We start from the raw sequence: 26,937 nt of genomic DNA on the forward strand, positions 1-26,937 counted from the left end.
TTTTATTATAAGGGGGAGTAGCATGATTAAATTCAAACAATCATGGGGAGAAGCGTTATTGATCATAATCGGGATTATTCTCGTCAGCGCTGCATCCGGGATATACAAAGACCAAACATTCTCCCTTATTACATACGCTGAGGAATTAGTCAGTTTATGTAAGGAATTACTGGCGCCTCATAAGTTAGTGTACACTAATCCTGTTGCAGACGTGGAACGCCCATTATTTCCTATCATATTCATTGCCTTTCTGAGCAGCGCGAAAATATTCTTTCTTTCCCTGGGTATGGCCCTCACAAGTTCTATTATTCTTTTAGTGATTTATTATTCGGTCGGCAAAAGGATTAGGAAGATCATGCAAGGTGTTTCTTTTTACCTTGGTGCGTTACCTGATATTTTTGTCATAGGAATCCTTCAAATCTTTGTTGTTTGGTATTTTAAGAAATCAGGTATTCTATTAATTGATGTGGCTTCAGTGGGTGAGAACCAGGTGGTTCTGTTCCCCGCTATTACCCTCAGTATCCTGCCGACTTTTTTCTTCTTGGGTTCTATGGTGTCTTTTCTGAAAGAAGAAGAGGGGCTTCCTTATGTTGAACTTGCTAAAGGGAAAGGTCTCAGTAAATACCGGATTATGTTCATTCATATGATGAGGAATGTATTGGTCAGTTTAACCTATCATGGAAAGCAGATTATTTGGATGATGCTCTCCAATTTATTAATCTTAGAATATTTATTTAATGTCTTTGGGGTCACATCTTTTCTATTTTCCTATAACACTCCATCTATTTTTGCTATCACCGCGATTATGCTTTTCATTCCATTATATCTTCTATTGAAATTGCTCCAGCTTATGATTTCAAAGAAAATAGGGAAGGAGATGAGTCTTTGAGAACATTTAACCGACATCATGTTATCATTACCTTTTGTTTGATGTTCATCGTTGTGTTAGTTGGATGGAGCATTTTCTTTAATGTTACGGATGGGAAGATCCCTAATACATTTATTCTTTATGACGATGCTGGAAAAATCATTGGAGATGCGCCGTTTCCTCCATCAGCTGATTTTCCATTTGGAACGGACCGGAAAGGAGATCACCTTTTCTATAAAGTATTGGAAGGGGCGCAGTATACACTTGGCGCAGCCATTGTCATTTCTATTCTCAGTTTTGTACTTTCATTTTATGTTGGTGTCGTCGGTGGGTTTCTTCAATCAAGAGCGAAGAAATGGACTCAAACAATGTTCACATCGTTCTATTTTATCCCCCAATCCATTATCGCATATAATGTTTTATATCCATTGTTATGGGAGCCCCCTAAAGGATTTGAAACAAGTTTTCAAGAGAGAGTCATATTACAAGTGATTACTTTAGCCGTATTGACAGCCCCTACCACGGCAATCTTAATTTCGAATGAAACAAAAGAGATTCTTCAAAAAGAGTTTGTGACAAGCGCGAGAGTATTGGGAGGAAGTCAGTTTTTTCTCTTTCGGAAACATATTCTTCCCCATTTAAAACTGCGACTCTTTATCATTTTTCCTAAAATTACGATACAAGTCCTTTTAATCATCGCTCACTTAGGATTCTTTCAACTGTACTTTGGAGGCACTGAGGTTTGTTACGGACCATTTTGTGATCCTCCTTTGCCAATCGTGCAGGAATGGTCAGGGATGATGTCGATGAACTTTATTGAATTGTATAATGGGTGGTGGATCTTTATGGTCCCTATGGCCTTTTTTGCCTTGACGATTTTATCGTTAACAGGCATTGCCCAGGGGCTTGAGCGTCTCTTGGAAGAAGGTGAAGAAGTGGCCTTGTCCTCTACTGAAGAAGATGGGGGCACAGCACTAAACAAGAAGATGGATCAAAAAACTGATGCTGATTTTTCTAGGGTTACGAACCATTTTCATGCTTAATTATATTCTATTTTAATTCAAGACAAGAGCAAGTGAGGGAATGCCATTTTGGCATTTCCTCATTTTTTATTGAGAAGAAATTTAATCCTTCACTTATCCCAGCATCTGATCATAATATAAATCCCCGATTGCCCCCTATATTAATTGCCAGTGATTTATGTATAAAGTGTGTTCTAATTTGTTATTATTCCGGCAAGTCGAGGCAAGATATTAGAAAATAATTAGAAATAATCCCCATTTGTTACATAAATGTAACAAATGTAATATTTAGTAGGAAATCATCATTTTTAATTTCTTCTAAAAGGTGCAACACTCACTACCATAGGCATTCTATTAAACGAGAGTATAACAGCATTAAAAATGAATTTGTGATGAATCATAGGGCTCTTACGGTGGTTATAAAAGATTTCTGAGGTGAAATGAAGACATCGTTCCATCATTGAAATAACACTAATGTAAAATGGTAGAAACAATGGATTTCATTTCCTTTAGTATAATTAAATTACCACTAATTGTTAGGAGTGTTTATTTTGCCTGAAACCATTAAAATTTACGCTGATTTATTAGCAATGTTAGATTCTCTAGTAAGAGATTCATCAATTTTTTGGGATGAATTCTATTCCGATCGAGATAAGAAGATTCCAATTTTTAAGAATACACCTGATGAGAATCTAGTTTCCTATATACAAAAAGGAATAGTCAAAGCAGGAAAAGTACTAGATCTCGGATGCGGAGCAGGAAGAAACGCCATCTATTTAGCTGAAAATGGGTTTGAAGTAGATGCTGTAGACATATCGAAGGTTTCATTAGATTGGGCCAAAGAGCGATCGGACGAAAGAGGTCTCGCTATTACGTATTTTCATGAAAATATATTTGAATTGAATGTACAAAAGGGAGAATATGATTTCATTTATGACTCCGGCTGTTTTCACCATCTAGCCCCCCACAGGAGAATTACCTATATTGAGTTATTGAAAAGAGGACTAAAAGAAAACGGTCATTTTGGAATTACTTGTTTTGCTGTTGGGGGAAGTTTAGGAGGTGCTGAATTATCTGATATAGAAGTGTATCAAAAAGGAACTTTGATGGGAGGTTTAGGGTACACACTAGAATCGTTAACAGATATTTTCAGCGAATTTGAGCCGTTAGAAATGCGAAGAATGGTCGAGAGTTGGGATGGGAAGACGTTTGGTTCATCCGATCTTTTAGCAGGTTTGTTTATAAAATGAGTACAATAGTAGATAATTTCATCAGAGAAGTTGAGAGAGAATGTAAACATTTATGTAGGTTAGTCAGTATTCTCCCGTTTGCTTCTGGTGTGGAAAATTGTGTGTTTCTTGGACAGACTCTTGAATGGGGGAAAGTCGTAATTAGAGTACCTTGGCACACCATGAGCAAGGATCAGACAAAAAGAATCTCTTCTAGAGAAGGACTGGAGAAGGAATATCAATTAACGATGTTTTGTTACCAACATCGGCTACCTGTCCCTAAAATTCACCTTTTCCATAAAGGGGAAGAATTGAATTTCATCATTCAAGAGTATGTACCTAGTGACACGGCTATTGATCCCCCTTTAGATGAGGTGGGGAAGCTTGTGAAAGCAATTCATCAAATCAACGTTCCTTCAACCTTTTTACGTAATGCACACGATGTTTTACCAGAGCGAATCTCCAAAAACATAAAGAATTTCCATACTATTTTCAATCATTCCATTCTTTACCAAGCAAGCACGAATTGATGAAAGTATTCCAATCGTATCCTGCTGAAAATAAATTATTACATATGGATATAAGACCTGAAAATATTCTTTTCAAGAATCGGCAAATAGTCGGTCTCTTTGATTGGACAAACGCCTTGGTGGGTGACCCTGTATTGGAATTGATGAGAATCAATGAGTACGGTTGCTTGAGTGACGAATTTATTGATCATTATGATGGTTTTGAGAAAGAAATTAACCGAGTACCAGATTTGGTGAGGTGGCTGTATCAACTGGACACCAGTCTTATGCTCACTCTTTTATTTGAAGAGTTAGGTGAAAAATCTCAAGGAAGTCGTGCATTGAAGCGCTTCGCTCATCTCCATGGAAAAATAATGAAGGCTTTATAATTTGCTTCTTTCATTAAACCAGCTAATTAAAGATCAGCTAATTGATCACGGACTGTTGGCCTTATGCAGGTTAGTTGAAATGTGAATGGTTATCACAGTCGCTTGAAGAGCTGGATGAATCGTTTCAATGGATTGGTGACAAAATACCTTGACCATTATTTGAGTCGGTTTCTATAAGCATAGGGGAGGGATGTTTTTTGGGGAAAGAAACCATTTATAAAAGTGAAGGGAAAAGACTTATTTCTCAACATTACGATAACTATCTAAAGTCGTTTGATTTTGATGTTGAGCAGATATATGTAGATACAAGTTATGGTAAAACACATATTCTTGTAGCAGGACCACCAGAAGGAAAACCTATTTTTATATTTCAGGGTGGTAATTGTATAAATCCAATGACTTTCTCTTGGTTTTTACCACTGGTAGATAAATACAGAGTTTATGCACCAGATACAATTGGTCATCCAGGATACAGTGGTGAAAGTAGAATTTCGGCAAAGGACAATAGTTTTGCCCAGTGGATAAAGGAACTAATGGATTACTTTAATATAAATAGTAGTGCATTTGTTGGTCCGTCCTACGGTGCAGGGATTATTTTGAGATTGGCCACATTTATGCCAGACAAAATTGACTGTTCTGTATTGGTATCACCAGCAGGAATAAGATTAGGTCCTAAGATTAGAATGATTAAAGATATTTTACTTCCATTAGTCTTATTTCAGGGGACATCATCACAAAAATATCTCAATAAAATAACTGATATTATGTCAGATAACAGTATGAGAGAAATTGATAAAAAAATTATTGGAGATGTATTTAAATATATTAGACTTGAACAAGAAATGCCCAAATTAACTACGAAGGAAGAATTATCAAATTATAGCTCGCCCACTTTCATCATAGCAGGGAAAAAAGATGTCTTTTTTCCTGAAAGTAGATTAAATAAAGCAGCTAGAGAAATCATTCCAAATTTAATTGCATTTAAGACTTACGATATGGGACATTTCCCATCTGAAGAACATCTGATAAAAATTAACAATGATATTGTAGAGTTTTTAAAGGATTATTACTAACCCCTGTATCTTTTTTTAACCATGGAGATTTAATGCAACATGGGAACTTCAAATCAATATGAAGTTTTCTTTAATGTTTTAAAAATCAACACTATTCACTAACTTAAAAAGACATTGAAAAGAAGAGTGCTAATAGAATATAGAAATATGGGATACGGTACGATTACAATAAAGAAAATTCTTTGGGAATTACAATGAAAGAATTGGTTTTGAAGTAGCAGGAGTTAATATGATTAAACAGGTTTAATGAATTGGAAAAAAGCCTAGTGTTAGATAGTTATTTCATGAAACCCCAGAGGCAATTCTGACTCTGGGGTTTTTACTGTTAAATGTAGTGCTATTCACAACGACATTTCTACTGCTAATTGGGGGAGATAAGGTTTTTCCCTTCCTTAACGAAACCTCTTAGAAACAGTTATGATGGTCTTTTTCATTTTTCTTCATACTAACTCCAGAGGTTTTCTCTAAATAATCTGTAAATAAGATAAGAACTGTCCCCAACTCGTTCACAAAAAAGGGTTATGCCACTTTTTGTGGAATACTAGATAATAGAAAGCCTAACGATCCTTATCTATTCAAATCCGTATCTTTACAAACGGACTGTCATATCGAACCTTCCTAGTTTTATCCGTGAAACAAACGGGGAATAGTGAAAAGAGTGTGAGAGACAGGAGAAAGATGGACTTGCTCCATTTTCGTAGAATGCTAGATACTCTATTCATAAAAGGAGGTTCCGTGTATGTTCCCTATGATTATCGCAAAATTACTGCGCCTCTATTCTAATCAATCCAAACACACACCTATGATCCCTCAGCAGAAAGTAAAAATGAAAAAAGATGTGTTCGTTGAAACATCTGTCGGGCCCACTTCCATTTCCTTCTACTATCCTTTAGCAGCAAATCAGAAAAAGCTCCCTGTCTATATCAATTTCCATGGCGGGGCGTTCATCATGAATGATAAGGAGCTAGATGATCCCTATTGCCGCTATCTTGCGAATCAGGCCGAATGCGTTGTTCTGAATGTCGAATACGGCAAAGCACCCGAGTATCCTTTTCCGAAGGCCATTGAGCAGGGCTATGAGATCATTCAATGGATGAAGGGAAGAGGGGAGGAACTGGGCATTGATGCAGAAAAGGTCATGGTAGGCGGACAGAGCTCAGGTGCCAATATTGCCGCAGCCCTTTGTCTCTACCTTGAAGAGAAAGGGGACGAGCAGCCCTTGCTCCAAGTGCTATCGTGCCCAATGCTGGATTTCGTCACCCCTCACGCGGAGAAGCCGGAACCGGGCAAGTGGCGTTCGCTCTTTCCCGGAGTAGCCCATTTCATCCATCTCTGCTATCTCCCAGTGCAGGGGCAGGCGGGGCATCTTCTCGCTTCCCCTGTCCGTGCCGAGGTTAACAGCCGCTTAGCCTCAGCCCTGATCCTCATAGCTGAGTCCGATGCATTCAGGCCGGAAGCGGAATGTTACGTGGAGAAATTAAAAGCAGCCGGGGTGAACGTTCAAGAGGCGTTATTCAAGGGCTGTTCCCATGCGTTTACCCATCTGGGACCACAGGAAAGAGCAGAAGAGGCCTGGCAAATGATCGCAGGGAAAATCAAGACTGTGGCTGAAGCCCCTCTCTATTGAATCATGGCAAAACACATCCAACGTTTTCCTTTAAAGGTAGAGAGGGTATAAGATAAGGGCAGAATGTGCAGACTTGATGCTGAGAAAAGTCTGAACAAACAGAATATAGTCGATGATCCAGAGATGGGTCTGGAGGAGATGGATATGGAACTGGCACAAGGACAGGCGAATTTCATGTATTGTGTAGAAAACATATATGCTCTAAACAAGATTTCCGAACAGGAGGAACGGTGACCATTGAAAAATAAAACGGTACTTATCATTGGAGGCGGACTCGGCGGGGTGTCGGCTGCCATTTCACTTGCACAGGCGGGGTACGATGTATCCTTATATGAAAAAAACGATCACATTGGAGGAAAGTTGAACCGGCTGGATCAAGACGGCTTTGGCTTTGATCTTGGTCCGTCCATTTTGACGATGCCGCAGATTTTTGAGAAATTGTTTGCGGCCAGCGGAAAGTCCATGAAGGATTATGTCCCGATTGAGAAGCTGGATCATCAATGGCGTTCCTTTTTCCCCGATGGAAATATCATAGACTTATATGAAGATGTGAACGACATGCGGGAGAAGAACAGGTCTCTCACTGAAAAGGACATTCGTGAATATCAGAAGCTGCTCGATTATTCGAAAACCCTCTATGATATGACGGATAAAACGTTATTTAAGCATGGTGTGGATTCGACGAGAGGGATGATGAAGCATACGGGCCTGTTCTCGGCCTTGAAGAACTTTGACCTGTTATCGACCGTACATAGATCCCTCGATAAGCGGATCAGCAATGAGCAGTTTCGCGATATGCTCTCCTATTTTATCAAGTACGTCGGTTCGTCCCCTTACGATGCGCCGGCCGTGATGAATATGATGATCTACATGCAGCATGACCAGGGCGTATGGTATGTTCCCGGCGGTTTACACAAGCTTGCGGACGGTCTCGTGAAACTGGCGGAAGAAGTGGGGGTTACCTTCCACCTTGGAAAGCCGATCGTCAAGCTTGAAAAGAAGGATGGCGAAATCACAGGAGCCGTTTTGGCAGACGGGACTAGACTTACGGCAGATTATTTTGTTTCCAATATGGAAGTCATACCGGTTTACGAGCGCTTACTGGAGGAAGACAGCCATTATATTAAAAAATTAAAAAAGAAATTCGAACCGGCGAGTTCCGGTCTCGTCATGCATCTGGGCGTGAAGAAGAGCTATCCGCAGCTGCGCCATCATAATTTCTTTTTCGCCGAAAATATGAAGCAGCAAATGGAATCGATTTTCCACCGTCGTGAATTGCCTGAGGATCCGGTCATTTATCTCGTTAACGTCAATAAGACCGATCCGACACAGGCCCCTGAAGGACACGAAAACATCAAAGTCCTGCCTCATATCCCCTTCATCCGGGATGAAAATCCGTATACTCAAGCCGACTATGAACAATTCGCTGAGCGGGTCCTGATCAAATTGGAGAAGATGGGTCTTGATGGCTTGCGTGACAACATTGTCACCCGTGATATGTGGACGCCGGAAGATATCAGGCGCACGTATGGCTCCGACCGCGGTGCGATTTATGGGACCGTCTCAGACAAAAAGAAGAATAAAGGGTTCAAGCATCCGAAGCAGAGTGAACGGTACGACAACCTTTATTTTGTCGGGGGAACAGTGAACCCCGGCGGCGGAATGCCGATGGTGACCTTGAGCGGCCAGCTTGTAGGCGAACAAATTGTGGAGAGGGATTCATCCCCTGCCTGAAGATGATCGAGCCTTTCTGGAGACATGACCGGAAAGGCTGGTTTTCTTCGATTAAAGAACGTATTACTACGTTCATGTTCAAAAGCATTGAAAACGTTAAGAAAGTGGCTATTTTAAACCATTGTACCTTTTAAAATAAGGAGTTATGTCATGATCGTATCACTGCCTGTCCATTGGATCATTATCATTGATGTGCTTGCCTGGACGTTCTTTCATCTCGCCATTTCGGCCGTTTGCTTGAAACTGCCTTTGAGCTGGTTTCTGAAAGACCATTTCTGGTTTCGGACTTTCCCTTTTGAACGATCCGGAGAATTATGGCAGCGTCTATTCCGGGTGAAAGCGTGGAAGGGGCTCATTCTGGATGGCACGATTTTTTTGAAAAAGGGATACAGCAAAAAAGGGTTGCATGGCACGAAGGAGAGGGACTTGATGGTCTTTGCGGCAGAAACGAAACGCGCGGAGTTCACCCACTTGCTCTCCATTCTCCCTGCTCCGCTGTTCTTCATATGGAATCCAGCTTGGGCAGGATGGGTGATGATCCTGTATGCCCTTGTCTTCAACCTTCCGATTATCGTGGTTCAACGGTACAATCGGGGGCGCATATCGGCCATCACGTCAGGACTTGGCAGGAAATCAAGCAGACAATTGTAAGGAAATGAGGGAATGTAATGAGTAAGAAGGTTATTGTCATTGGGGCAGGTGTTGCAGGACTTGCCAGTGCCATAAGACTTCAGCACGCGGGGTACCAGGTGGAGTTGTTTGAAAAAGAAACCACCCCCGGGGGCAAAATGAATCGAATTGAACTGGATGGCTACACATTTGATCTGGGTCCCAGCATCGTCATGATGCCGGAACTGTATCGGGAAGTGTTCGAATTATGCGGCCGTGATCCGGATGATTATATTCCGATGGAAAAACTGGATCCGATTTACCGGGCTTACTTCACAGATATTCCCGACCAGCCGTTTGATATCTCGACAGACCTGATCCAAATGACCAAGACCATCGAATCCCTCAGCGAAGAGGATACGGAAGGATTTTTTCAATACCTGCATGAAATTTATAAACGGTATGTCATCGCGAAGCATCACATTCTTCAAAGACCTTTCCGCAAACGAACTGATTTCTATAATTTCCCCCTGTTAAAGAAAGTGCTGCAAATGAAACCGTATGACACGGCAGACACATTTATGGGGAGATTCATCAAGAATGAGCGGCTGAAGCAGTTAATCAGCTTTCAAACGTTGTACATAGGCATTTCCCCTCTGAAAAGTCCATCTTTCTATACGATGATCCCGATGATTCAATTTTTATATGGCGTATGGTTCATCAAAGGCGGTATGTATACGATGGCTTTAGGGATGGAGAGGCTCTTCAAGGAACTTGGAGGAACCGTTCACTATGGAAAGGCTGTAGAGGAAATATCTATTCAAAACCGCAAGGCGGACGGGATTATCGTGGACGGAAAGAAAATATCTGCGGACTACGTGGTTTGTAACGCAGATTTCCCTTATGCCATGAAGCACCTGGTGAAGGACAAGGCTTCTAAAGGGAGATTTACGGATAAAAAGATCGACAGCATGAACTACTCCTGTTCGTGTTTTCTGATGTATCTGGGGATGAACAGGAAGTATGAAGAAGTCGATCATGTACATACGTTCATTTTTAACGAAAAGCTCAATCAGAACCTGGAGGATATTTTTGACGGGAAGAAACTGACGAATGCTTCCTTTTATGTGTACATCGCTTCAAAGAAGGATCCATCCCTTGCACCTGAGGGGAAGGACGGTCTGTACATTCTGATGCCTGTCTCAAATATCGCAACAGCCGATTATAAATGGGACGAGGAAACCATTTCCTATTACCGAAACTATATTTTAAATGAATTAAAGAATATCCCAGGCTTTGAAAACATTGAAGAGGAGATTGTCACGGAAACGTATACGACACCAATGGATTTCGAGTCGAAATTCAATGCCTATCGCGGGGCCACATTCGGCTTGCAGCCAACATTGGATCAAAGCAACCACAAACGTCCGCAAAGCAAGGCCAGCCATTGTGAGAATCTGTATTTCACCGGAAGCAGTACACATCCCGGTGCAGGTGTCCCGATCGTGCTGTTATCAGCCAGGATCACCGCACAGGAACTGATCCAGGATGATACAGGCCATCTGTACGATTATTCAACTAACATCAAGGCTGGAAGGGGATTGTCACAATAGTGACGTCACCCGCAGAGGAAGGAGGCAGTTAAATGACAGCTTCAGAAGTGATCAATCTCGTCCTCGGTTTCGTGGGGATTATTATTGCCATCCTCCTGTTTTGGTCCTTGCCGGTCCCTCGTTTCAAATCCAAGAATACGGAGGGCTTGCCGTTCCTGTCCATCATTATCCCTGCGAGAAATGAAGAAGCCAGGATCACCCCGTTATTGCAGTCGCTGCAGGAGCAGCGATACAAGGGGTTTGAGGTTCTGTTGGTGGATGACGATTCATCGGATCGGACCGCGGCCATTGCAGAAAGCTACGGTGCGAAGGTCCTTCAGAATAACGGGGCGGGAAAATCATCTGCCTGCTGGCGCGGTGCCAATGAGGCCAAAGGAGCCTGGCTGCTGTTCCTCGATGCCGATACCCGATTCACCAGTGTGGATGGATTACGTAATCTTCTCCATTACTATCAGGGAAAAGGAGCAAGGGGAATCCTCGCCTTGCAGCCCTATCATACAGTCGAGCGTGTGTATGAGCATCTCTCCATTGTCTTTAACATCATCGTCGTGGTGGGCATGAATCTATTCACCCTCTGGGGATCACGCTTCAAAGCCGCCGGTTCGTTCGGTCCATGTATTCTATGTAATCGAGACGATTACTTCTTATCCGGAGGGCATGAGAAAATCGAGGGGGCCATCATGGATGACCTGGCACTGGGAGAGGCCTTTCTTGATCAGAACCTTCCCGTTCGCTGTCTTGGCGGCAGAGGGATCATTTCGTTCCGCATGTATCCGGAAGGGTTCGGAAGCCTGATCGAAGGCTGGTGCAAAAGCTTTGCCGTTGGTTCCAAGTCCACTCATCCCGTGGTCATGTTGATGGTCATCCTCTGGATTACGGGCAGTTTAACCACTGCGTTTCAATTGATCTTCTCGATTATGGATGAAAGAACTACCGCCATGATCCTCAATGGGGTATTGTATATCCTCTATTCCATTCAAACAGCATGGTTTGCCCGCAGGGTCGGGAATTTCAGATGGGTGTATTTCCCTTTTTACCCGCTTTTCTTTTTATTCTTCGCAGGGATTTTCCTATATTCGTTCATCCGAGTGAATGTTTTTCATTCTGTGAAATGGAAGGGGCGGAAGATAAAGGTGTGAAGGGGTACTTTTTGAGAGTTTTAAAGGTAAAGAGTCGTGGAAAAAAGGTGCCTGACCTCAGTAGGTCAGACACCTTTTTTGGGTTTATGATGGAATGGTCTACGAAAAGAAAAATCGAAGAATGAAGTGTGGATCATGGTGAGAGGAAACGAGGAGTGGGTATAAGATAATCGTCATCACTTTGTATAGAATAATGCCGATTACCTTTCAGCTCGATTCTCAAGAGTGAACACCCGTTTATCAATATCAGTGATTCTCGTGTTCAGGTAATGAAAGTCTGTTTCAGAACGTTGGCTGCCTGCTTTTAACAAAGCAATGACATCTTTTGTTTGTGATGTTTCTATTCTATTGACCGTTTCTTTTACCTCTTTCAAATCATTTCCGAATTCCTTTAGTTTACCATCGAACTCTTTCATATTACTGTCTAATTCCTTCAGTTTACCTTCGAACCCCTTCAGTTTACCGTCGAACGCCTTCATATTACTGTCTAATTCCTTAATGTTCTGTTGAATATCGGATAACAAGTTCACGATTTGTTTCTCCATTTTTCTCACCTCCTTCCTACTATTATAGTGGGAATGGATCGTTGATACCACTCTGTAGTGTGAACGGGGATGGTGGGGGACAGGTGCCTGAGTCCAGATACCTTTGATTATGTTTTCGCCCAATTTGAATGATTAGCTAATAAGGTAGAATTGAGCTTCACTCCAAGTTTGGGAGTGGGCTTTTTTGTAGTTATTAATTTGAAGTATGCTTGAGGAGGGGATTCTCCTGCTTCATCTCGCTCAAAAAGAAGCAGGAGAACCCTCCCTATGCTTCATGATACATAGTGAGATGGGATTGTTTTTTCATATATTGGTAGATTGGAATGTCATTCCTATTCCCCATAAGCAATCTATGTAACAAATGGAGATTACTAGAATGAAACCTGATTATATAGTAAACATTTTACAAATGGGTGAGACCATGAGTAAGCTTATGATAAAGGTATCTTTTAAGATGGAGGGAAAATAGATGTGGAATCAAAATCGTTTAACGACACTGCTTACGATCAAGTATCCCATTATCCAAGCTCCGATGGCTGGAGGACCTACGACGCCGGAATTGGTATCGGCGGTTTCTAATTGTGGAGGTCTTGGTATGGTTGGTGCGGGTTATCTGAGTGTGGAACAGTTGAAGAGTCAAATCCGCCTGATCAAGGAGCGTACCCGTTCTCCTTTCGGGGTTAACTTATTTGTGGTGGAACCTCCCGTGGTAACGGAACAGGCTATAGAGGAGAGCTTCGAGGAGCTTCGGTATTTCCGTGACAAGCTGGACATGTCTGATGATCTTCCACCCATGGAGGATTCTTCGCCATTGGAAGAGTACATACACATCATCGCCGAGGAAGAGGTACCGGTTTGTTCCTTTACGTTTGGAATCCCTCCGAAGCCGCTCATATCTTATTTGAAAGAGAGGGGAATCGTGGTCATCGGGACCGCCACTTCTGTCAGGGAAGCCATCGCTGTAGAAGAAGCAGGAATGGATGCGGTAGTGGTTCAAGGAAGTGAAGCTGGCGGACACCGAGGCACCTTTTTATCATCAGAGGGAGAGGGGATGGTGGGAACGATGGCTCTCGTTCCACAAGTGGTGGATCATGTGACCATCCCTGTCATCGCATCAGGAGGGATCATGGACGGACGCGGTTGTGCCGCAGCTTATATGCTCGGGGCCGAAGCCTCTCAATTGGGTACCGTCTTTCTGACCACTCATGAAAGCGGTGCTCCGGATCCCCACAAAAAAGCGATACTCGAAGCGACGGAAGTGGACACGGTCATCACCAACGCATTCTCTGGAAAACATGCCAGGGGAATCCGCAACACGTTCACCCACAGGATGAAAGACAAGCAACATCACATCGCACCGTATCCGATTCAGAATCGGTTAACCAAATTGATCCGAAAAGAAGCCGCTAAAAGAGGGGAAGCTCAATTTATGTCGTTGTGGGCAGGTCAGGGAACCCGTCTCAATCAGGTTATCCGTGTTAGGGAACTTATGGGGGGAATTGTAGAGGATATGGGGAAACGGTTGAATGGGGTAAAGTAGACGGAGACGGTTAACCTAGACGAGGTTATGAACATTTAATCAAGTGATATAGAGGATGTGAGAGTTATATTGTCAGCAGAAAGCGGGAAGACAATGAACCAAGAAAGCATCAGCAACATAAATCAGATAGGCTGGAATCAGGCTGCCTATCAAGCCTGGGTCAACCGGCATGGGACCCCTGGGGAATACGCTCAGGTTTTAAAGGCTGCCCCGGAAAAGCCAGTCTCTCATTATCTACATTATATGAGGGATGTAAAGGGGAAGAAGATAATCAACCTGCTGGGTTCGAAGGGGAATAAAGCTGTGTCACTTGCGTTGTTGGGGGCGGATGTCACGGTAGTCGATCTCTCTGACGGAAATAAACAATACGCCACCGAACTGGCTGAAGCAGCAGGTGTACATATTCATTATTTGGTTTCGGATGTATTAAAGATCCCGGCTGAGGAACAGCTGACGGATTATGATATAGTCCTTTTGGAAGTGGGTGTATTGCATTATTTCACAGACCTGAACCCCCTATTCGAATTGGTGCATGCACTATTGAAGCCTGGAGGCAGGTTTATTTTAAGAGACTATCATCCTATGGTATCCAAACTGTTCAGTGTGAAAGGCGAGCAAATGGCTGCCAGCGGGAACTATTTTGATGACGGCTTGAAAGAAGTGGAAGTGGCGTACAGCTTCCTGCTTCCTGAGGAGGAACGTGTGAAGCTGAAGAAGAATATGATTCGCAGATGGACATTAGGTGAGGTTGTCTCAGCCGTTATTCGATCAGGGTTACACCTGGAGAGTCTGGAAGAAGAAGCGGGGATCAGGTGGGCATTTCCTAAGGATTCTCCTGAAGGGATCGAGAACCGGATTCCCGGGTTGTTTACAGTTTCAGCGAAAAAAACTCTGGGGGTGCCAAAATGAAAGCTGTATTTCTAGACCGTGATGGAACCATAGGAGGGACCGGGGGCGGGATGCATCCATTCGAGTTTTCGATGTATGATTTTGCTCCGGGTGCTATTAGGTCACTCAACGAATTGGGGATAAAGGTCTTTCTGTTCACCAATCAAACGAGGGTGGGCAGAGGTTATTTTACAGAGGAGGAATTAGTAAAGGGATTCCAGTCGATGAAAGACGAATTGAAGGAGCAGTCGGCTTTCATCGATGATGTCTTTTATTGTCCTCATCACCCTGCTGATGGCTGTGAATGTCAGAAGCCTAAAATCGGATTATTACTCAGGGCTAAAGAAAAGTATAATCTTAGACTTGAAGAATGCTATGTTGTAGGCGATACAGGGAGTTCGGATATGGCAGCAGCACACCTTGCCGGGACCAAAAAAGTGCTTGTGAAAACAGGGTGGGGCGAGAGCTCACTTACTACATACAGGGAGAGCTGGGCAGGAATAGAACCGGATTTCATTGCACAGGATTTGAGGGATGCGGCGGATTGGATAGGTAAGGACCTGCTGGAGGTAAGTGGAGAGGAGAAGTAGATTGGGGACGGATCCCAATCTCCCCCATAAAAAGAACCATGGTACGCTTCCCCCATAATCTTCAAAAAACCTGCTATAATAATCCCATTGAAGTGTATCATCTATGTCAGTAAGCCGCAGTGAAGGGTACCTTGGCCCGATTTTGAAAAACGGTCGTGGTACCAGTCCCTGTGGCTCTTTAAATAGTAAAAGAGGTGTCCTATATCATGAGCTGGAAAATAAAGAGCTTTAATGAACTATCAACCCGCGAGCTATACGAAATACTACAAGTAAGGACCCAGGTCTTCGTAGTGGAACAGGAATGTCCCTACCTGGAAGTGGATGGGAAGGATCTGCATTCTTATCATCTTTATAAAGAAGAAAACGGTGAGGTGGTGGCCTATGCCAGGCTCTTACCTGCCGGTGTATCCTATAACGAACCGTCCATGGGGAGAGTCCTCGTGAAGGAAGCCTATCGAGGGAAAGGGTTCGCAAGTGAGTTAATGAAAAGAGGGCTTGATTTCATCCATGATGAGTGGGGGGATCAACCTGTGAAGATACAGGCCCAGGAATACTTGAGGGAGTTCTACGGGTCATTCGGATTCAGGGCGATAACGGAGACCTATCTGGATGATGGGATTCCTCATATTGATATGATTTTGGCTAAAGACAAGTGAATTAGAAGAGGGGATTCCTTCAAAAAAAGAAACACAGCATTCAGTAAAGAATCGCTGTGTTTTTTGTAGTTATTTTATATGACCCGGATCTGTATCGGGCCTCTTTTCAGCAGGGAAACGGGAAAGAGCCAGGGGACCCTGGCTTACATAAATTCCTTCAACGCCACATGAAGATTCGATGTCACGCTGATATGGGAAGAATCGATTCCAAGATGCGTCATCGTCTGGGCTATTTCGGGTCTTATTCCAGATAAAATGGTTTCGATTCCAATCAGGGATAAGGCATCCACTACCTTGAAGATGCGGTCTGCCACCATCGTATCAATGATGGGGACACCGGATAGATCGATCACCAAGTGTTCCAGGGATAATTCATTCCCTTTTGAGAGTGCTTTATCCATCAGTTCTTGGGCTCGTTCGGTGTCAATGTCACCTATTAGAGGGAGAACACCGACCTGGTTGGTTATTTTGATCACCGGGATGGATAATTCCAAGGCTGTGGCTTCTGCCGCATTGATCCGTGTCGTAAATCTTCTTGTATACGACATGCTCAGCCAATGGACGGCCCTATCGACCACTGCATCAAAGTTAGAGATCAAGTCATAGAATTGATCAAATGTCAGGTTGTAAGCGGCCGCTTCGTCTTTAATGATGGTTCCGATTAAATTCCGGTAATCTCTCACTTCGTCGAGCGCAACTTCCAATGGAAGATTGTAATTGACGAGTGTATCCAAGGCTTCCGACCCCCACTCCTGTAACTTCTGGAAGGCCGTATCCAGGTCACTTTCAATCGATTTGGCATAAATGTCGATGATATCCTCTCGCCAACTATGAAGCTTCGATTCTATGTTGCTATATGAATTTGATCTTAAATTGTCTTTTTGCTCGATCAGCTCTTGCTTTTGACTCAATACTTTATCACAGATTGCTTTCATATATGTTCGTTTATCTTGATCAATCATGCTCAGAGTCGCTCCTTTTACCGTCATTTCCAACTATATTTTAACATAAACAAGAAAGCAGGGACGATTGAGGGAATCCAGGGGGACAGGTCCCTTGGCTCGGGGGTAAACGGTGAAATGCGAGAGATTGCGGTGTTTGTGGGGGAGAGGGGAAGGGAATGGGGAAGTAAAGTGGCGATTTTGCCACTTTTCCTCGTCGGCTAAAGAGGTAGAACGAGGTCCGTCCCTCTTTTGGAGGACGTATATATAGACGCATGTAGTGGTGAAGATAGAAGAATGGTAAGCAGGATAATAGAAGGAGGATTCTATGTATGAAAGCAGCGTGGTTTAGTCAATTTGGTCAAGCATCAGAGGTTCTTGAGGTAGGGGAGTTTGATACGCCTGTCCCTTCTCATGGGGAAGTTCTGATCCGGATGCATACGTCGGGTGTCAATCCATCTGACACGAAGAAACGTCTTGGGTCTTTCCAGGATTTACTGGATAACGGTCCCGTCATCCCGAATAGTGACGGGGCAGGAATCATTGAAGCGGTAGGGGAGGGTGTCCCTCATTCCCGTATCGGGGAACGGGTCTGGGTGTATCAGGCCCAGTATGGACGTCTTCACGGTACGGCCGCAGAGTATGTATCCATTGAAAGTAAACGGGCCGTTCCTCTTCCTGAAAACACAAGCTTTGTGGAAGGGGCTTGCCTGGGGATTCCGGCCATGACCGCGCATCGCAGTGTGTTCTCGGATGGTCCTGTAGAGGGGCAGTGGCTGTTGATCACAGGGGGTGCCGGCCGGGTCGGTCACTATGCGATTCAATGGGCTAAGCAGGCAGGGGCAAAAGTGATTTCGACCGCGAGCAACGAGACAGCCCGTCGGCACTGTTTGGAAGCAGGAGCTGATTATGTCGTGGACCATCGAAGCGATGGAATGGTCGATGAGGTGCTCAAGTTTACAGGCGGAGTCAAGATGGATCGGGTGATCGATGTTGAATTTGGGGCGAATTTACCCAGGGTACTGGAGCTGATCCGCATCGGTGGAGTGATCGCGACGTACTCCTCAACGGTTGTTCCTGAACCGACATTGCCTTTCAGAGACATGATGTTTATGGACTTGACGCTGCGCATGATCATCGTGTATGCCATGCCGGAACGTGCGAAGCAGGATGCGATTGAGGATATTACGGAGGCACTTCGGAATAATCGGCTGCAGCACCGGATTGCGGAGACGTATGGGCTGGATGACATTGCGGAGGCGAATCAGAAGATAGAAGATGGAGATTTTTATGGTTGTGTGGTGGTGGAAGTGGAGTGATATGTGCCATAGGGACAGGTCCCTTGGCTCGTGGTAGTAGGGGACGGGTTTGCTATGAAGCCCAAGGGCCTCGCCGTGCTCCCCTTGACTTTCCATGAAAATTTTATTATCGTTATAAAAAACCAAATACCATTTTCACATTCGTATAACTCCAATAATATGGTTTGGAGGTCTCTACCAGGAACCAAAAAATCCTGATTACGAAGNNCTTCGTAATCAGGATTTTTTTTATGAAAAATTGAGGAGGTCCAACATGAACTATTCAACAATGCCCAAAATTGAACTGCACTGCCATCTGGATGGGAGTGTCAGACCCGAAACGATTATTGATTTAGCCAAGAAGGACGGCATCGATATTCCTTCATATGATAGGGAAGAGATGAGAGGGGAACTCATTGCCCCGTTAGACTGTGAATCATTGGATGAATACTTGGAGAAATTCTCTATTCCCAATGCCGTGATGCAGTCGAAAGAAAACTTAAAGAGAATCACCTTTGAGCTGTATGAAGATGCAGCGGCAGAAAATGTGAAATATATAGAGGTCCGGTTCGCCCCGCTACTTCACACTCAGAAAGGATTAGCGGTGGAAGAGATCATCGGAAGTGTCATCGAAGGAATGAAAGAAGCAGAAGAGCAATTTGATATTAAAGGAAACATCATTTTGTGCTGTATGAGAACGATGTCTCCTGAAAGCGCATTTGAGGTTGTTGAAAAGGGGAAAAGCTTCCTGGGACACGGAGTCGTTGCCATTGATTTATGTGCGTCTGAAGAAGAAGGATTCTGCAGGAAGTTCGTTGAACCTATCGCCCTCGCGAGGGAGTATGGATACCGAGTCACCATTCACGCCGGTGAAACGGGAGTCGGAAGAAATGTCCTTGAAGCGGTTGAATGGCTGGGGGCAGAACGCATCGGGCACGGTGTCTATATTACAAACTGTCCGGAAGCATATCAGGTTGTAAAGGATAAGGGGATTGTGCTTGAAATCTGTCCGACGAGTAATGTTCAGACGAAAGCCGTCAAACAGTTCCGTGATCACCCGCTATACGATTTTCATAAAGATGGAATCAAGATTACCATTAATACCGATAACCGGACAGTATCCGATACCACGATGACGAAGGAATGTGAGCTAGTCTGGGGTGAATTCGCGATGAGTGAGGGGGATTATCGGGAGATTTATATGAATAGTGTAGAGGCTGCTTTTGCGAGTGATGGGGTGAAGGAAGAGCTGAAGAAGTATTTGTAGGTGGGCGGTTCTGTTGTTTCGTATTCGAGCTGAAAGGAAGCACGGGGATCGTCCCCGTGCTTCCTGTTTGCAGTTACCAACTTTTCTTAAGGGATTCTTTCACATCTCCAACCTTTTCTTGAACCTTCCCTTTATCCTTGTCGCGTTCGCCTTCTGCAATTTTAGAATCGTCGTTTGTCAGTTTGCCTAAGCCTTTCTTCAAATCTCCTTTTACCTGCTTTTGCTTTCCACTAGATTGATCATGATTTTCTCTCATTTCTCACTACCTCATTTCTCTCATTTGATATCTTATTATTCAATATCCAAATGGAATAGAAATAAACAAAAAGGCAGTCGGGAAATAGTGGGAATTTGTAAATGGGGTAGATGAGGGACGGTTCGGCCTTCAATTTTGATGTGAATGGAATCAGGAGAACCGTCCCCGCAATTCTTATAGCGCCTGAATCATTTCCACCCGATTTCCGAAAGGATCCCTGAACTCAAAACGCTCAAATCCGGGGATCGGTATCCCTTCAAGGATTTGAATGTTATTCTTCTCCAACACGCTTCTCCATGCTGAAATGTCATCGACCTGATAAGCCAAATGGGCTTTTGTTTGGGAACGGTCAAACCCGTCTTCTGTGCCGACGTGAACCTCTCTGTCCCCAACTTTCAGCCAAAATCCACCCCGACCTTTTAGTGAGTCGGGTTTTTCGACTTCAGGTAAACGGAGAATGCCGCAATAGAAGTCTTTCCCTTCTTTTTCAGAGCCTTTTGGAATAGTGATTTGAACGTGGTGTAGACCTAGGATCATCGTATCTCCCCCTGCTTTGTGGTAATTCCATATTATCCCTCGATAGTTCATAAGTAAAATATGATTATATTATGATTACTAATAAGATTTAGTTATTTATGAGCCCCGTTGCCATCTTCCAAACCCATACTGCAAGTAAGATCCAAATCAAAATAAAGACAATCCCCATAAACCAATTCTTTAGTCTATTCTTCCTATCTTTTGCCAACTTCCGTTTTTCCTCCTTCAGATTCAAGAGGATGGTAAGACGTAATGACTAGATGAAGAAATAAGTGGATTTGACAGAGGGGATTTGAAATAATTGGATATAAGGAGTGGGTGAGCCATGAAAAAAATCATACTGATTGTCCTTTTTGTCATTTTAGTTGGATGGATAAGCTATTCCATGTTGTACAACGGCTTTTCTGGAGTGAAAAGCATGACGATCCAACCATATGATGAATCGTTTGATGACGTGAAGCCGGTTACCGATCCGGAGATCATCTCCACTGTCACGGGAATCCTTAATCGGTCGAACAAAATCACCCATACGCAATATAAGCTTGCCGAAGAGCCTACATACAAACTGAAGCTTGTCTATCAAGATACGGAAGAAATATTATATGTTCACGAAGGTTTCGACGTCAATGAAACGTTGATATCGAGTGATAGCCGTAATCATGATTACAAAATCGATCAGAAGCAAACCGATACAATCGTTCAGCTTTTATCAAAGTGATAATGGAGGATGGGTCATGATACAAATTCAGAAAGCAAACCAGAGCAATGTAAAAGGCATTCAGAAAGTCTGTTCAGAGGGGTATTGGGCAACGTACAGGGACATCTATGAGAAGGAATATATTCAGAGAGTGATAGAAGAGTTTTATAACGAAGAGCGGATCCTGAAAGAAGTGACCGCATCGGACCGGTATTGGGGCGGTTATTTTGTCGCGGTTGAAAACGGTGAAGTCCTTGGCGCCGGGGGAGGAGGGATGATTAGTGAGACTGATGGAGAGCTGTTTGTTTTATACCTGGATCCAGCGAGGCGCAATGAAGGGATCGGGACACTCTTGTTAGAGGCCATCACCCGGCAGCAGAAGGAAGAATTCCAAGCGGAAAAGCAGTGGGTGTCTGTGCAAAAAGGAAATCAAAAGGGGATTCCTTTTTACGAGGCGAGAGGGTTTTTGTATGAGAGTGAACAGTCTGTTTATGGGGATGAGGAGGGGGAGTATCGATCGTTGAGATATTGCCGTTTCATTTGAGATAGCATGGGAACGGTTCTGCTTCCCCTAAAAAAGAAGCACGGGAACCGTCCCCGTGCTTCACCCCTTAAACGTAAACAACTCCTCCGAGCGCACAACCTGTTTTCCTGATGTCTTCTCTTCTTTCAGCTTTTCCTTCACAGGCACATCACTATCAATCAACGCCCTCTTTAACGTAGAGCTGATGGAATTGATGCAGAGGATGAGGATGGAGAACAGGATTAATGGAACGACCACAAGCAACGGTGTCGAGAAGACTTGTTGGATGTTCATACTGATGGTGGCTGCCCATTCATTCGTTTCTGAAAAATAGACCGGATTACTGGGTTCAAAGGGACCGATGGCGAATTCGGCTACTTTCATGCCGCCGAGGGCCATTAAGATGATGCCGAGCTGAATGAGCAGGGAAAGGGCCTGTGACACCTGCTCGGAAAATAAGACGATTGAATGACGCAGAAACTGTGGGAGGAGATGTTTCCGAATGAGATGAAAACGATTCGCCCCCATGGTTTTCGATACGTCGACAAATTCCTGCTTCATAAAGAGCTTCATTTCCTCTCCCAGATAGATTCCAAGAGAAGGAATGGTGATGGCCGCGATCCCCACCAGCTGGATGAAGAAGTATCGGCCGGATGGGAGGGCGTCTCCCTGGAAAGCCCCCTCCAGTGGGGCCAGCAGTCCGAACACAACAATGGCAAGAGGGAGATATTGAAATGCCTCTCCCAATCCTTTTAATACCCGGGTGAAGGATCCCGGCAGGAAGGTATAAAGAAGGGCGAACCCGAAGCCAAAGATCATCCGGAGGGCCGCGATGAAAAGGGCCGCAAAGATCGTGAATTTTGCCCCGGCGATCAGGAGCAGCAGAAAATTCCGGCCCAGCCGGTCACTTCCGAGCAGCGGCATTTCTTCAGGCGTGAATGGTGGTGCAGCCGTCACTTTATTATTTTCATCCATTAAGTATTGGGTGATTTTATCATAGTCAGGGTTCAGAACGGGAATCAGAAAGCTTGCCGCAAGGAGACTGACGATGATCAACACCGGAAAAGCCAATCGTTTAAAGAGCGACCTAGACATGATATTCGCCTCCTTTCAGCCATTTCTTCAACAGTAGGGAACCGACGGTAAATACAATGTAGAAGGGGACGAAAATGAGAAGCATCCCAATGAAAAAGGCAGGCGATGATGAGGTCGCCGTTCTGAGCAGGACCGTCATGAAGCCTTTTATATTGAATAAAATCTCGATGACAAGCAGATTCGAGAGCATGAGCAGAAAAATCGGCTTCAAATGGAGGAAGAAGTGGATCCACACATTCCGGAACACATGAAACCAGATCGTATAGCTCTTTTTGAACCCTTTCGAAAAGGAAAACTCTACATAAGGCTTACTTTCCTCTTCCTTCAATTGGAATAAGAATTGTTTGACTAAAAACACCACAGGCAGAAACGAGAGGCAAATGACGGGCAGCATATAAATCTGTTCTTCCCCGGTCGTATAGATATCGAATAACAGGAAGTCCGTTTTTTTGAACAGCCAAATGATGAACAGCTGGAACAACACAACAAGGAAAACATCCGGTATTCCGTCGAGGATGTTGACCACTTTTTCCGAAGCGCGGAATAGCTTCCTCGGCATAAGCATCATGACGTAACTTACGATAACTGAAATCAGGATGGCGACCAAAAAGGAGATGAATAAAATGATGAACGAATAAGGGTAAGTAATGAGAAATATGTCGAACATGCCGTATTGTTTATCCTCTGCGCCCCACAGGACGATGATGGAAGAGGGAGAGGCGAGTTCAAGAATCGTCTGCCATAACCTCAGACCATATGCCCCCACATTGATGACAAGCTCTGTATCATAATCCAATAAAGCGCTGATGCCGCTGAGTAGAAACAAACCGATGAACACAATCACAAAATGAAAGGGCGTACGTAATGCTTTATTCATAGAAACTTCACTTCCTAACTTTAGGAAAAATTACAATTTTTACAATATACATGCTACAATAATGACATGCAATAGTAAACACTATTCAGAAAATATTGTCGAAGGTGATAACGGAATGTGTCGAAATAGATTTGTTTTTGTTTTGCTCGTTTTATCCTGTCTGTTCCTCTCCGCCTGCCGGGTCGTCTTTGATCCTTTCGCCCAAAATGCGGAGCAAAAGGAAGCTCAAAAAGAACACCGGCAGAAAGCGGAGGTACAGGAGCAGGAGGAAGTCGTACAGGAAGAGCCTGAGGAACCTGCGTTCAAGATTGATGCCACTCTTACGTTGGATGGGGAGAATATGGTGATATCAGGGGAGACGGATCTTCCCGCTGAGTCCTTTCTGGAGGTTAAGCTTATCCCTTATAAAGGAAATGCTACGGTTAAAGAGATAGAGGATGATAATGCCGGAACCTTGAATGAAGTGTCAGCCAATTCTGTAGGAATCGGGGCATCGGTTGAAGAAGGCGGTGTTATTGAAACCAAGACATTCAATCGACCGGATTTATCGACCCGCTACCGATTTGAATTGACCTTTGAACCAGAAGGACAGGGAGAAGAAATCAAGCAGCAATTAATTGAACAAGCCGGCGACCTGGATGAACTGGCCGGACTTCAGGTGTTAAAGGAAGCCGATTCCGAGAATTCCATGACCCACGGGGATGAAGCGGTGAAAGGGTATGTCCAAACCGTCGATATCATGAAAGCCGATGAGAAGAATGGGGATGGGGTGACACTTGAGCTTGAGTAAGTTCGGGGGAAGATCTTATAAAGGGAAAGGCAATGGCTGGATGATTCGCCATTGCCTTTTTATCTGCAAAACACTATCCAACCAGCCGTTTCCCTATCCACACAGCCAATAGAATCCAAATGAGGATAAAAACAGCTCCGGCAAACCAGTTCTTAGGTTTGTCGCTCTTCACCATATGTCTTGCCTGTTCCCGTTTCTCCTCGAGCACGTCGGACGGGATTAATTTCAAGGTGAAGAAGATGCCGAGGGGAACCAGAATCAAATCATCCAGATACCCGAGGACCGGAATGAAATCCGGGATCAGATCAATGGGACTGAACGCATAGGCGACTACGCACATGGCCAGGATCTTCGCATGGAGAGGGGTTCTTGGATCTTTATAGGATAGATAAAGCACAATCAGATCCTGCTTTATGATTTTGGCAAAGTTCTTTAATTTCGATAAGGTATTCATAAAAGACCTCCCCAGGAATGCTAATCCCTTTCAGCATTCCTTTTCAACTTTTCCGGTTTTTGAATCATGGCATACGCCACATATCCGATCATGCCAATGAACACCCCGTTGCCACCAAAAATGTAAATCATCGTGAATATCTTACCGAAAGTCGTTTGAGGTTCGAAGGTGGGATGCCCGATGGTGCTTAATGTCACTACGCAAAAATAAAGGGCGTCAATCACCGACAGGCCCTCCTGCTTCACATAGAAAATGGTGCCTGAGATTAACATTACCAGGACCATTGTAAAGAGGACCTGGAAGTTTTTTAATTTAAAGGCCTGCCATAAAGCTTGGACCAGCCGTTTTAATGTGAGGAAGAATGAAATCATGGTGACTCCTTTGATATTTTTACTTTTTTGATAGCATAACAGATGGAGCGATAGGTTGAGAAGAGTTTCATGGGGGAGAGGGCCGAATAAATGAAACGGGCCAAGGGACCTGTCCCCCCCGGCTCTCCCCCCGGCTCACACCTCCGGCCGCACCCACAGCTTCGAAAAGTCCACATACCCGAAATGCTTGATTTCGATATTCATAATATCAGTCGAAAAAGGAATATAGCGTTTCTCATAATAGAGTGGAATCATGATTGATTCTTTCATTAACATGTTCTCCAAGTTCATATTCAACGATGTCCAGTCCTCAAACGGCGTATGCCGATATTCGTCCAGAAGCTGATTCCAATGGCTTTCTTTTTCAAAAAGTCCATGAAGAGGAGAATAACCGTTCTTCAGAAAATGATAAAACGAAAAATCCTGGTTCGATTCAAAGATCTCACCGTGTACGAAAAGGTCCACATTCAAGGTCTCCGGCTGCCTCGTCAAGGTGTCGGCGAAGGAAAACCACTGCACGTCAACGGGAACCCCTTCTTTTTCAAACATCTCCACAAGCCACTCGGTTGTCTTCGCTGTGTGATTGGCAGAGCGGATCACGAGGGGTTCCGTGAACAGGGGACGGTCCACTTCCGTAATCGTCATGCCTTGATCCTGCCCGACGAGAATGCTTTTCCCGTTCGGTGTCAGGCGGGGATCGAGGTCACGGAGGGTGTGGCGGTTCTTCGTAATCACCCAGTGCAGATAATCCCGGACGTCTTTCCTTTGAATCTGTGAATTCCGTCCCGGTACGGCATTCATGACGACAATCCCGAATCCTGAGTCACTCTCGACTTCAATGGAGGTAGTTTGATTCTCCCCGATATGAGAATGATAGATCCCCTTGAAGTCTATCGGCACCTGGACGAATTCAACGGCATCAAGCAGCGGCCTCTCCTGGAAGTGCTCTTTAAAGGCAGCGAGAGTCGTCTTCGAATCGGTATTCTCCTCGAGGAAGAAGCATCCCGTCCCCAAGGTCCGTCCCTTGGTTTCTTTGTAGATACTGGCGTACATCATACTGAGCATGGGGAGGATGTAGCTGCAGCCCCCGGGGTAGTGGATGTTGATGATGAGAGGGGCTTTGACCTCGATTCTTTCAACGGGTTTCCATAGTTCCCGATAATGGTGGCAGGTCCTGAGCTGCTCGAGACAGTGGATGACATCCTTTGCCGTCAAAATCGATCCGTCGTGAAAGCGGACATCCTTTTTTAAATAGAGTCGCAGTTTACGAGGGGAAACATCCCAGCTATGAGCGAGTTCCGGAAGGATGTTTCCTTCTTCCGTGATCGAGACAAGGCGGTTGAAGACGTTTGCTACGAGATGGGCGCTCATCACGTCGGCCGCCTCCAGCGGGTGGATGGAGAAAAAGGGATAGCGCTTCGGCACGATCAGTTTATCCTTCGATTCCTTCACAAACCCGAGCTTACTGTGAAAGTGCGTCATCAATCTCATCTTGCTGTCAGTGGACCAGTTGTACATGAGATACTTGCTGCTTTCGTCAATCGGTTCTTCATCCATCAGCCTCACGACTTCTTCTTCAAACACTTCCTCCACATCTTTCTTCCATTGGAGGGTCGATACATTCCCACGTCCGCGGCCGGGAGTGAAGGCAATCCAGCCTTCCTGGTCCCATTTTTTCAAATAGCGGGAAGTCTGTTTATGGCTTAACTGCAGGGTTTCAGAGATTTCTTCCACCCGGATGCTGCCTGAGGGGTAGTACCTCCACAGGGTGAGTAATTTGTTCTCCATATGCTTTCCTCC

At 44.3% G+C, this 26,937-nt stretch carries 30 protein-coding genes and 1 riboswitch; of the genes, 21 read left to right on the top strand and 9 right to left on the bottom strand.

Annotated features, from left to right (window positions below; genetic code table 11):
- The first annotated feature begins 22 nt into the window (after positions 1 to 22).
- The 12 genes from CN378_RS18065 (at position 23) to CN378_RS18115 (ending at position 11,812) form a co-directional block, all read left to right on the top strand.
- The gene (locus CN378_RS18065; protein WP_098353884.1) at positions 23 to 889 is read left to right on the top strand and encodes an ABC transporter permease subunit; all 867 of its coding nucleotides are present in this window, start codon (positions 23 to 25) and stop codon (positions 887 to 889) included.
- On the top strand, positions 886 to 1,911 hold the full coding sequence (locus CN378_RS18070) for an ABC transporter permease (RefSeq protein ID WP_098353885.1): 1,026 nt from the start codon (positions 886 to 888) through the stop codon (positions 1,909 to 1,911). Before CN378_RS18065 ends, CN378_RS18070 begins: the two co-directional genes overlap by 4 nt.
- Positions 1,912 to 2,441: 530 nt before the next feature.
- Complete coding sequence (locus CN378_RS18075; RefSeq protein WP_098353886.1) at positions 2,442 to 3,140, top strand: class I SAM-dependent methyltransferase; 699 nt, start codon at positions 2,442 to 2,444, stop codon at positions 3,138 to 3,140.
- Positions 3,137 to 3,649 (top strand): phosphotransferase, encoded by a 513-nt coding sequence (locus CN378_RS18080; protein WP_098353887.1) that lies wholly within the window; start codon positions 3,137 to 3,139, stop codon positions 3,647 to 3,649. The genes CN378_RS18075 and CN378_RS18080 overlap by 4 nt, the downstream gene beginning before the upstream one ends.
- Positions 3,649 to 4,017 (top strand): phosphotransferase family protein, encoded by a 369-nt coding sequence (locus CN378_RS18085; RefSeq protein WP_098353888.1) that lies wholly within the window; start codon positions 3,649 to 3,651, stop codon positions 4,015 to 4,017. Before CN378_RS18080 ends, CN378_RS18085 begins: the two co-directional genes overlap by 1 nt.
- Positions 4,018 to 4,214: 197 nt before the next feature.
- Entirely contained in the window at positions 4,215 to 5,090 is an 876-nt protein-coding gene (locus CN378_RS18090) for an alpha/beta fold hydrolase (protein WP_098353889.1), read from the top strand.
- Between the two features lie 739 nt (positions 5,091 to 5,829).
- Positions 5,830 to 6,717, top strand: coding sequence for an alpha/beta hydrolase (locus tag CN378_RS18095; RefSeq protein WP_098353890.1), 888 nt, complete (start codon positions 5,830 to 5,832; stop codon positions 6,715 to 6,717).
- A gap of 63 nt (positions 6,718 to 6,780) precedes the next feature.
- The gene (locus CN378_RS22730) at positions 6,781 to 6,951 is read left to right on the top strand and encodes a hypothetical protein (protein WP_179884970.1); all 171 of its coding nucleotides are present in this window, start codon (positions 6,781 to 6,783) and stop codon (positions 6,949 to 6,951) included.
- Between the two features lie 3 nt (positions 6,952 to 6,954).
- A complete protein-coding gene (locus CN378_RS18100) occupies positions 6,955 to 8,451 on the top strand; it encodes a phytoene desaturase family protein (RefSeq protein ID WP_098353891.1) in 1,497 nt (498 codons plus the stop codon).
- Between the two features lie 150 nt (positions 8,452 to 8,601).
- Positions 8,602 to 9,102: a glycosyl-4,4'-diaponeurosporenoate acyltransferase CrtO family protein gene (locus CN378_RS18105; RefSeq protein ID WP_098353892.1), complete on the top strand. Its 501-nt coding sequence runs from the start codon at positions 8,602 to 8,604 to the stop codon at positions 9,100 to 9,102.
- Positions 9,103 to 9,119: 17 nt separating this feature from the next.
- A complete protein-coding gene (locus CN378_RS18110) occupies positions 9,120 to 10,673 on the top strand; it encodes a phytoene desaturase family protein (protein WP_098353893.1) in 1,554 nt (517 codons plus the stop codon).
- Between the two features lie 32 nt (positions 10,674 to 10,705).
- Positions 10,706 to 11,812, top strand: coding sequence for a glycosyltransferase family 2 protein (locus CN378_RS18115; protein WP_098353894.1), 1,107 nt, complete (start codon positions 10,706 to 10,708; stop codon positions 11,810 to 11,812).
- 200 nt (positions 11,813 to 12,012) lie between these two features.
- On the opposite strand, the gene CN378_RS18120 is transcribed toward CN378_RS18115, so the two are convergent.
- Positions 12,013 to 12,357, bottom strand: a complete 345-nt coding sequence (locus tag CN378_RS18120) for a hypothetical protein (RefSeq protein WP_098353895.1) — start codon at positions 12,355 to 12,357, stop codon at positions 12,013 to 12,015.
- Between the two features lie 469 nt (positions 12,358 to 12,826).
- Here CN378_RS18120 and CN378_RS18125 point away from each other — a divergent pair, with 469 nt between their 5' ends.
- From CN378_RS18125 to CN378_RS18140, 4 genes are all read left to right on the top strand, one after another.
- Entirely contained in the window at positions 12,827 to 13,897 is a 1,071-nt protein-coding gene (locus tag CN378_RS18125; protein WP_098353896.1) for an NAD(P)H-dependent flavin oxidoreductase, read from the top strand.
- Positions 13,898 to 13,990: 93 nt separating this feature from the next.
- On the top strand, positions 13,991 to 14,806 hold the full coding sequence (locus tag CN378_RS18130) for a class I SAM-dependent methyltransferase (protein WP_098354276.1): 816 nt from the start codon (positions 13,991 to 13,993) through the stop codon (positions 14,804 to 14,806).
- Positions 14,803 to 15,375, top strand: coding sequence for a D-glycero-alpha-D-manno-heptose-1,7-bisphosphate 7-phosphatase (locus CN378_RS18135; protein WP_098353897.1), 573 nt, complete (start codon positions 14,803 to 14,805; stop codon positions 15,373 to 15,375). Before CN378_RS18130 ends, CN378_RS18135 begins: the two co-directional genes overlap by 4 nt.
- A gap of 206 nt (positions 15,376 to 15,581) precedes the next feature.
- The gene (locus tag CN378_RS18140; RefSeq protein WP_098353898.1) at positions 15,582 to 16,031 is read left to right on the top strand and encodes a GNAT family N-acetyltransferase; all 450 of its coding nucleotides are present in this window, start codon (positions 15,582 to 15,584) and stop codon (positions 16,029 to 16,031) included.
- A 143-nt stretch (positions 16,032 to 16,174) separates the two neighbouring features.
- On the opposite strand, the gene CN378_RS18145 is transcribed toward CN378_RS18140, so the two are convergent.
- A complete protein-coding gene (locus CN378_RS18145) occupies positions 16,175 to 16,993 on the bottom strand; it encodes an STAS domain-containing protein (protein ID WP_098353899.1) in 819 nt (272 codons plus the stop codon).
- A 311-nt stretch (positions 16,994 to 17,304) separates the two neighbouring features.
- Here CN378_RS18145 and CN378_RS18150 point away from each other — a divergent pair, with 311 nt between their 5' ends.
- Together CN378_RS18150 and add are read left to right on the top strand one after the other, a co-directional pair.
- Positions 17,305 to 18,291, top strand: coding sequence for an NADPH:quinone reductase (locus CN378_RS18150; protein ID WP_098353900.1), 987 nt, complete (start codon positions 17,305 to 17,307; stop codon positions 18,289 to 18,291).
- A gap of 121 nt (positions 18,292 to 18,412) precedes the next feature.
- A riboswitch (purine riboswitch) is annotated at positions 18,413 to 18,512 on the top strand.
- Between the two features lie 32 nt (positions 18,513 to 18,544).
- Positions 18,545 to 19,537, top strand: a complete 993-nt coding sequence (gene add, locus CN378_RS18155) for an adenosine deaminase (protein WP_098353901.1) — start codon at positions 18,545 to 18,547, stop codon at positions 19,535 to 19,537.
- A 73-nt stretch (positions 19,538 to 19,610) separates the two neighbouring features.
- On the opposite strand, the gene CN378_RS18160 is transcribed toward add, so the two are convergent.
- Both CN378_RS18160 and CN378_RS18165 read right to left on the bottom strand, forming a co-directional pair.
- Positions 19,611 to 19,793 carry a CsbD family protein gene (locus CN378_RS18160; protein WP_098353902.1) on the bottom strand — a complete coding sequence of 61 codons (183 nt, stop codon included), beginning with the start codon at positions 19,791 to 19,793 and terminating at the stop codon, positions 19,611 to 19,613.
- Positions 19,794 to 19,967: 174 nt separating this feature from the next.
- Positions 19,968 to 20,330 (bottom strand): VOC family protein, encoded by a 363-nt coding sequence (locus tag CN378_RS18165; protein ID WP_098353903.1) that lies wholly within the window; start codon positions 20,328 to 20,330, stop codon positions 19,968 to 19,970.
- A 325-nt stretch (positions 20,331 to 20,655) separates the two neighbouring features.
- Between CN378_RS18165 and CN378_RS18170 the strand changes: the two genes are divergently transcribed.
- Together CN378_RS18170 and CN378_RS18175 are read left to right on the top strand one after the other, a co-directional pair.
- Entirely contained in the window at positions 20,656 to 21,048 is a 393-nt protein-coding gene (locus tag CN378_RS18170) for a hypothetical protein (protein ID WP_098353904.1), read from the top strand.
- A 16-nt stretch (positions 21,049 to 21,064) separates the two neighbouring features.
- A complete protein-coding gene (locus CN378_RS18175) occupies positions 21,065 to 21,571 on the top strand; it encodes a GNAT family N-acetyltransferase (RefSeq protein ID WP_098353905.1) in 507 nt (168 codons plus the stop codon).
- A gap of 60 nt (positions 21,572 to 21,631) precedes the next feature.
- Here CN378_RS18175 and CN378_RS18180 read toward each other — a convergent pair whose 3' ends face one another.
- Positions 21,632 to 22,645, bottom strand: a complete 1,014-nt coding sequence (locus CN378_RS18180; RefSeq protein WP_098353906.1) for a hypothetical protein — start codon at positions 22,643 to 22,645, stop codon at positions 21,632 to 21,634.
- Complete coding sequence (locus tag CN378_RS18185; protein WP_098353907.1) at positions 22,638 to 23,522, bottom strand: ABC transporter permease subunit; 885 nt, start codon at positions 23,520 to 23,522, stop codon at positions 22,638 to 22,640. The genes CN378_RS18180 and CN378_RS18185 overlap by 8 nt, the downstream gene beginning before the upstream one ends.
- 115 nt (positions 23,523 to 23,637) lie before the next feature.
- Here CN378_RS18185 and CN378_RS18190 point away from each other — a divergent pair, with 115 nt between their 5' ends.
- The gene (locus CN378_RS18190; protein WP_098353908.1) at positions 23,638 to 24,312 is read left to right on the top strand and encodes a hypothetical protein; all 675 of its coding nucleotides are present in this window, start codon (positions 23,638 to 23,640) and stop codon (positions 24,310 to 24,312) included.
- A 73-nt stretch (positions 24,313 to 24,385) separates the two neighbouring features.
- On the opposite strand, the gene CN378_RS18195 is transcribed toward CN378_RS18190, so the two are convergent.
- The 3 genes from CN378_RS18195 to CN378_RS18205 form a co-directional block, all read right to left on the bottom strand.
- The gene (locus tag CN378_RS18195) at positions 24,386 to 24,766 is read right to left on the bottom strand and encodes a YkvA family protein (protein ID WP_098353909.1); all 381 of its coding nucleotides are present in this window, start codon (positions 24,764 to 24,766) and stop codon (positions 24,386 to 24,388) included.
- A gap of 20 nt (positions 24,767 to 24,786) precedes the next feature.
- A complete protein-coding gene (locus CN378_RS18200) occupies positions 24,787 to 25,137 on the bottom strand; it encodes a potassium channel family protein (protein ID WP_098353910.1) in 351 nt (116 codons plus the stop codon).
- Positions 25,138 to 25,272: 135 nt separating this feature from the next.
- Positions 25,273 to 26,925 carry an ABC transporter substrate-binding protein gene (locus CN378_RS18205; protein ID WP_098353911.1) on the bottom strand — a complete coding sequence of 551 codons (1,653 nt, stop codon included), beginning with the start codon at positions 26,923 to 26,925 and terminating at the stop codon, positions 25,273 to 25,275.
- Between the last annotated feature and the right edge of the window lie 12 nt (positions 26,926 to 26,937).

Source organism: Bacillus sp. AFS015802, from assembly GCF_002561455.1.
Taxonomy (GTDB): Bacteria; Bacillota; Bacilli; order Bacillales; family Bacillaceae_B; genus Rossellomorea.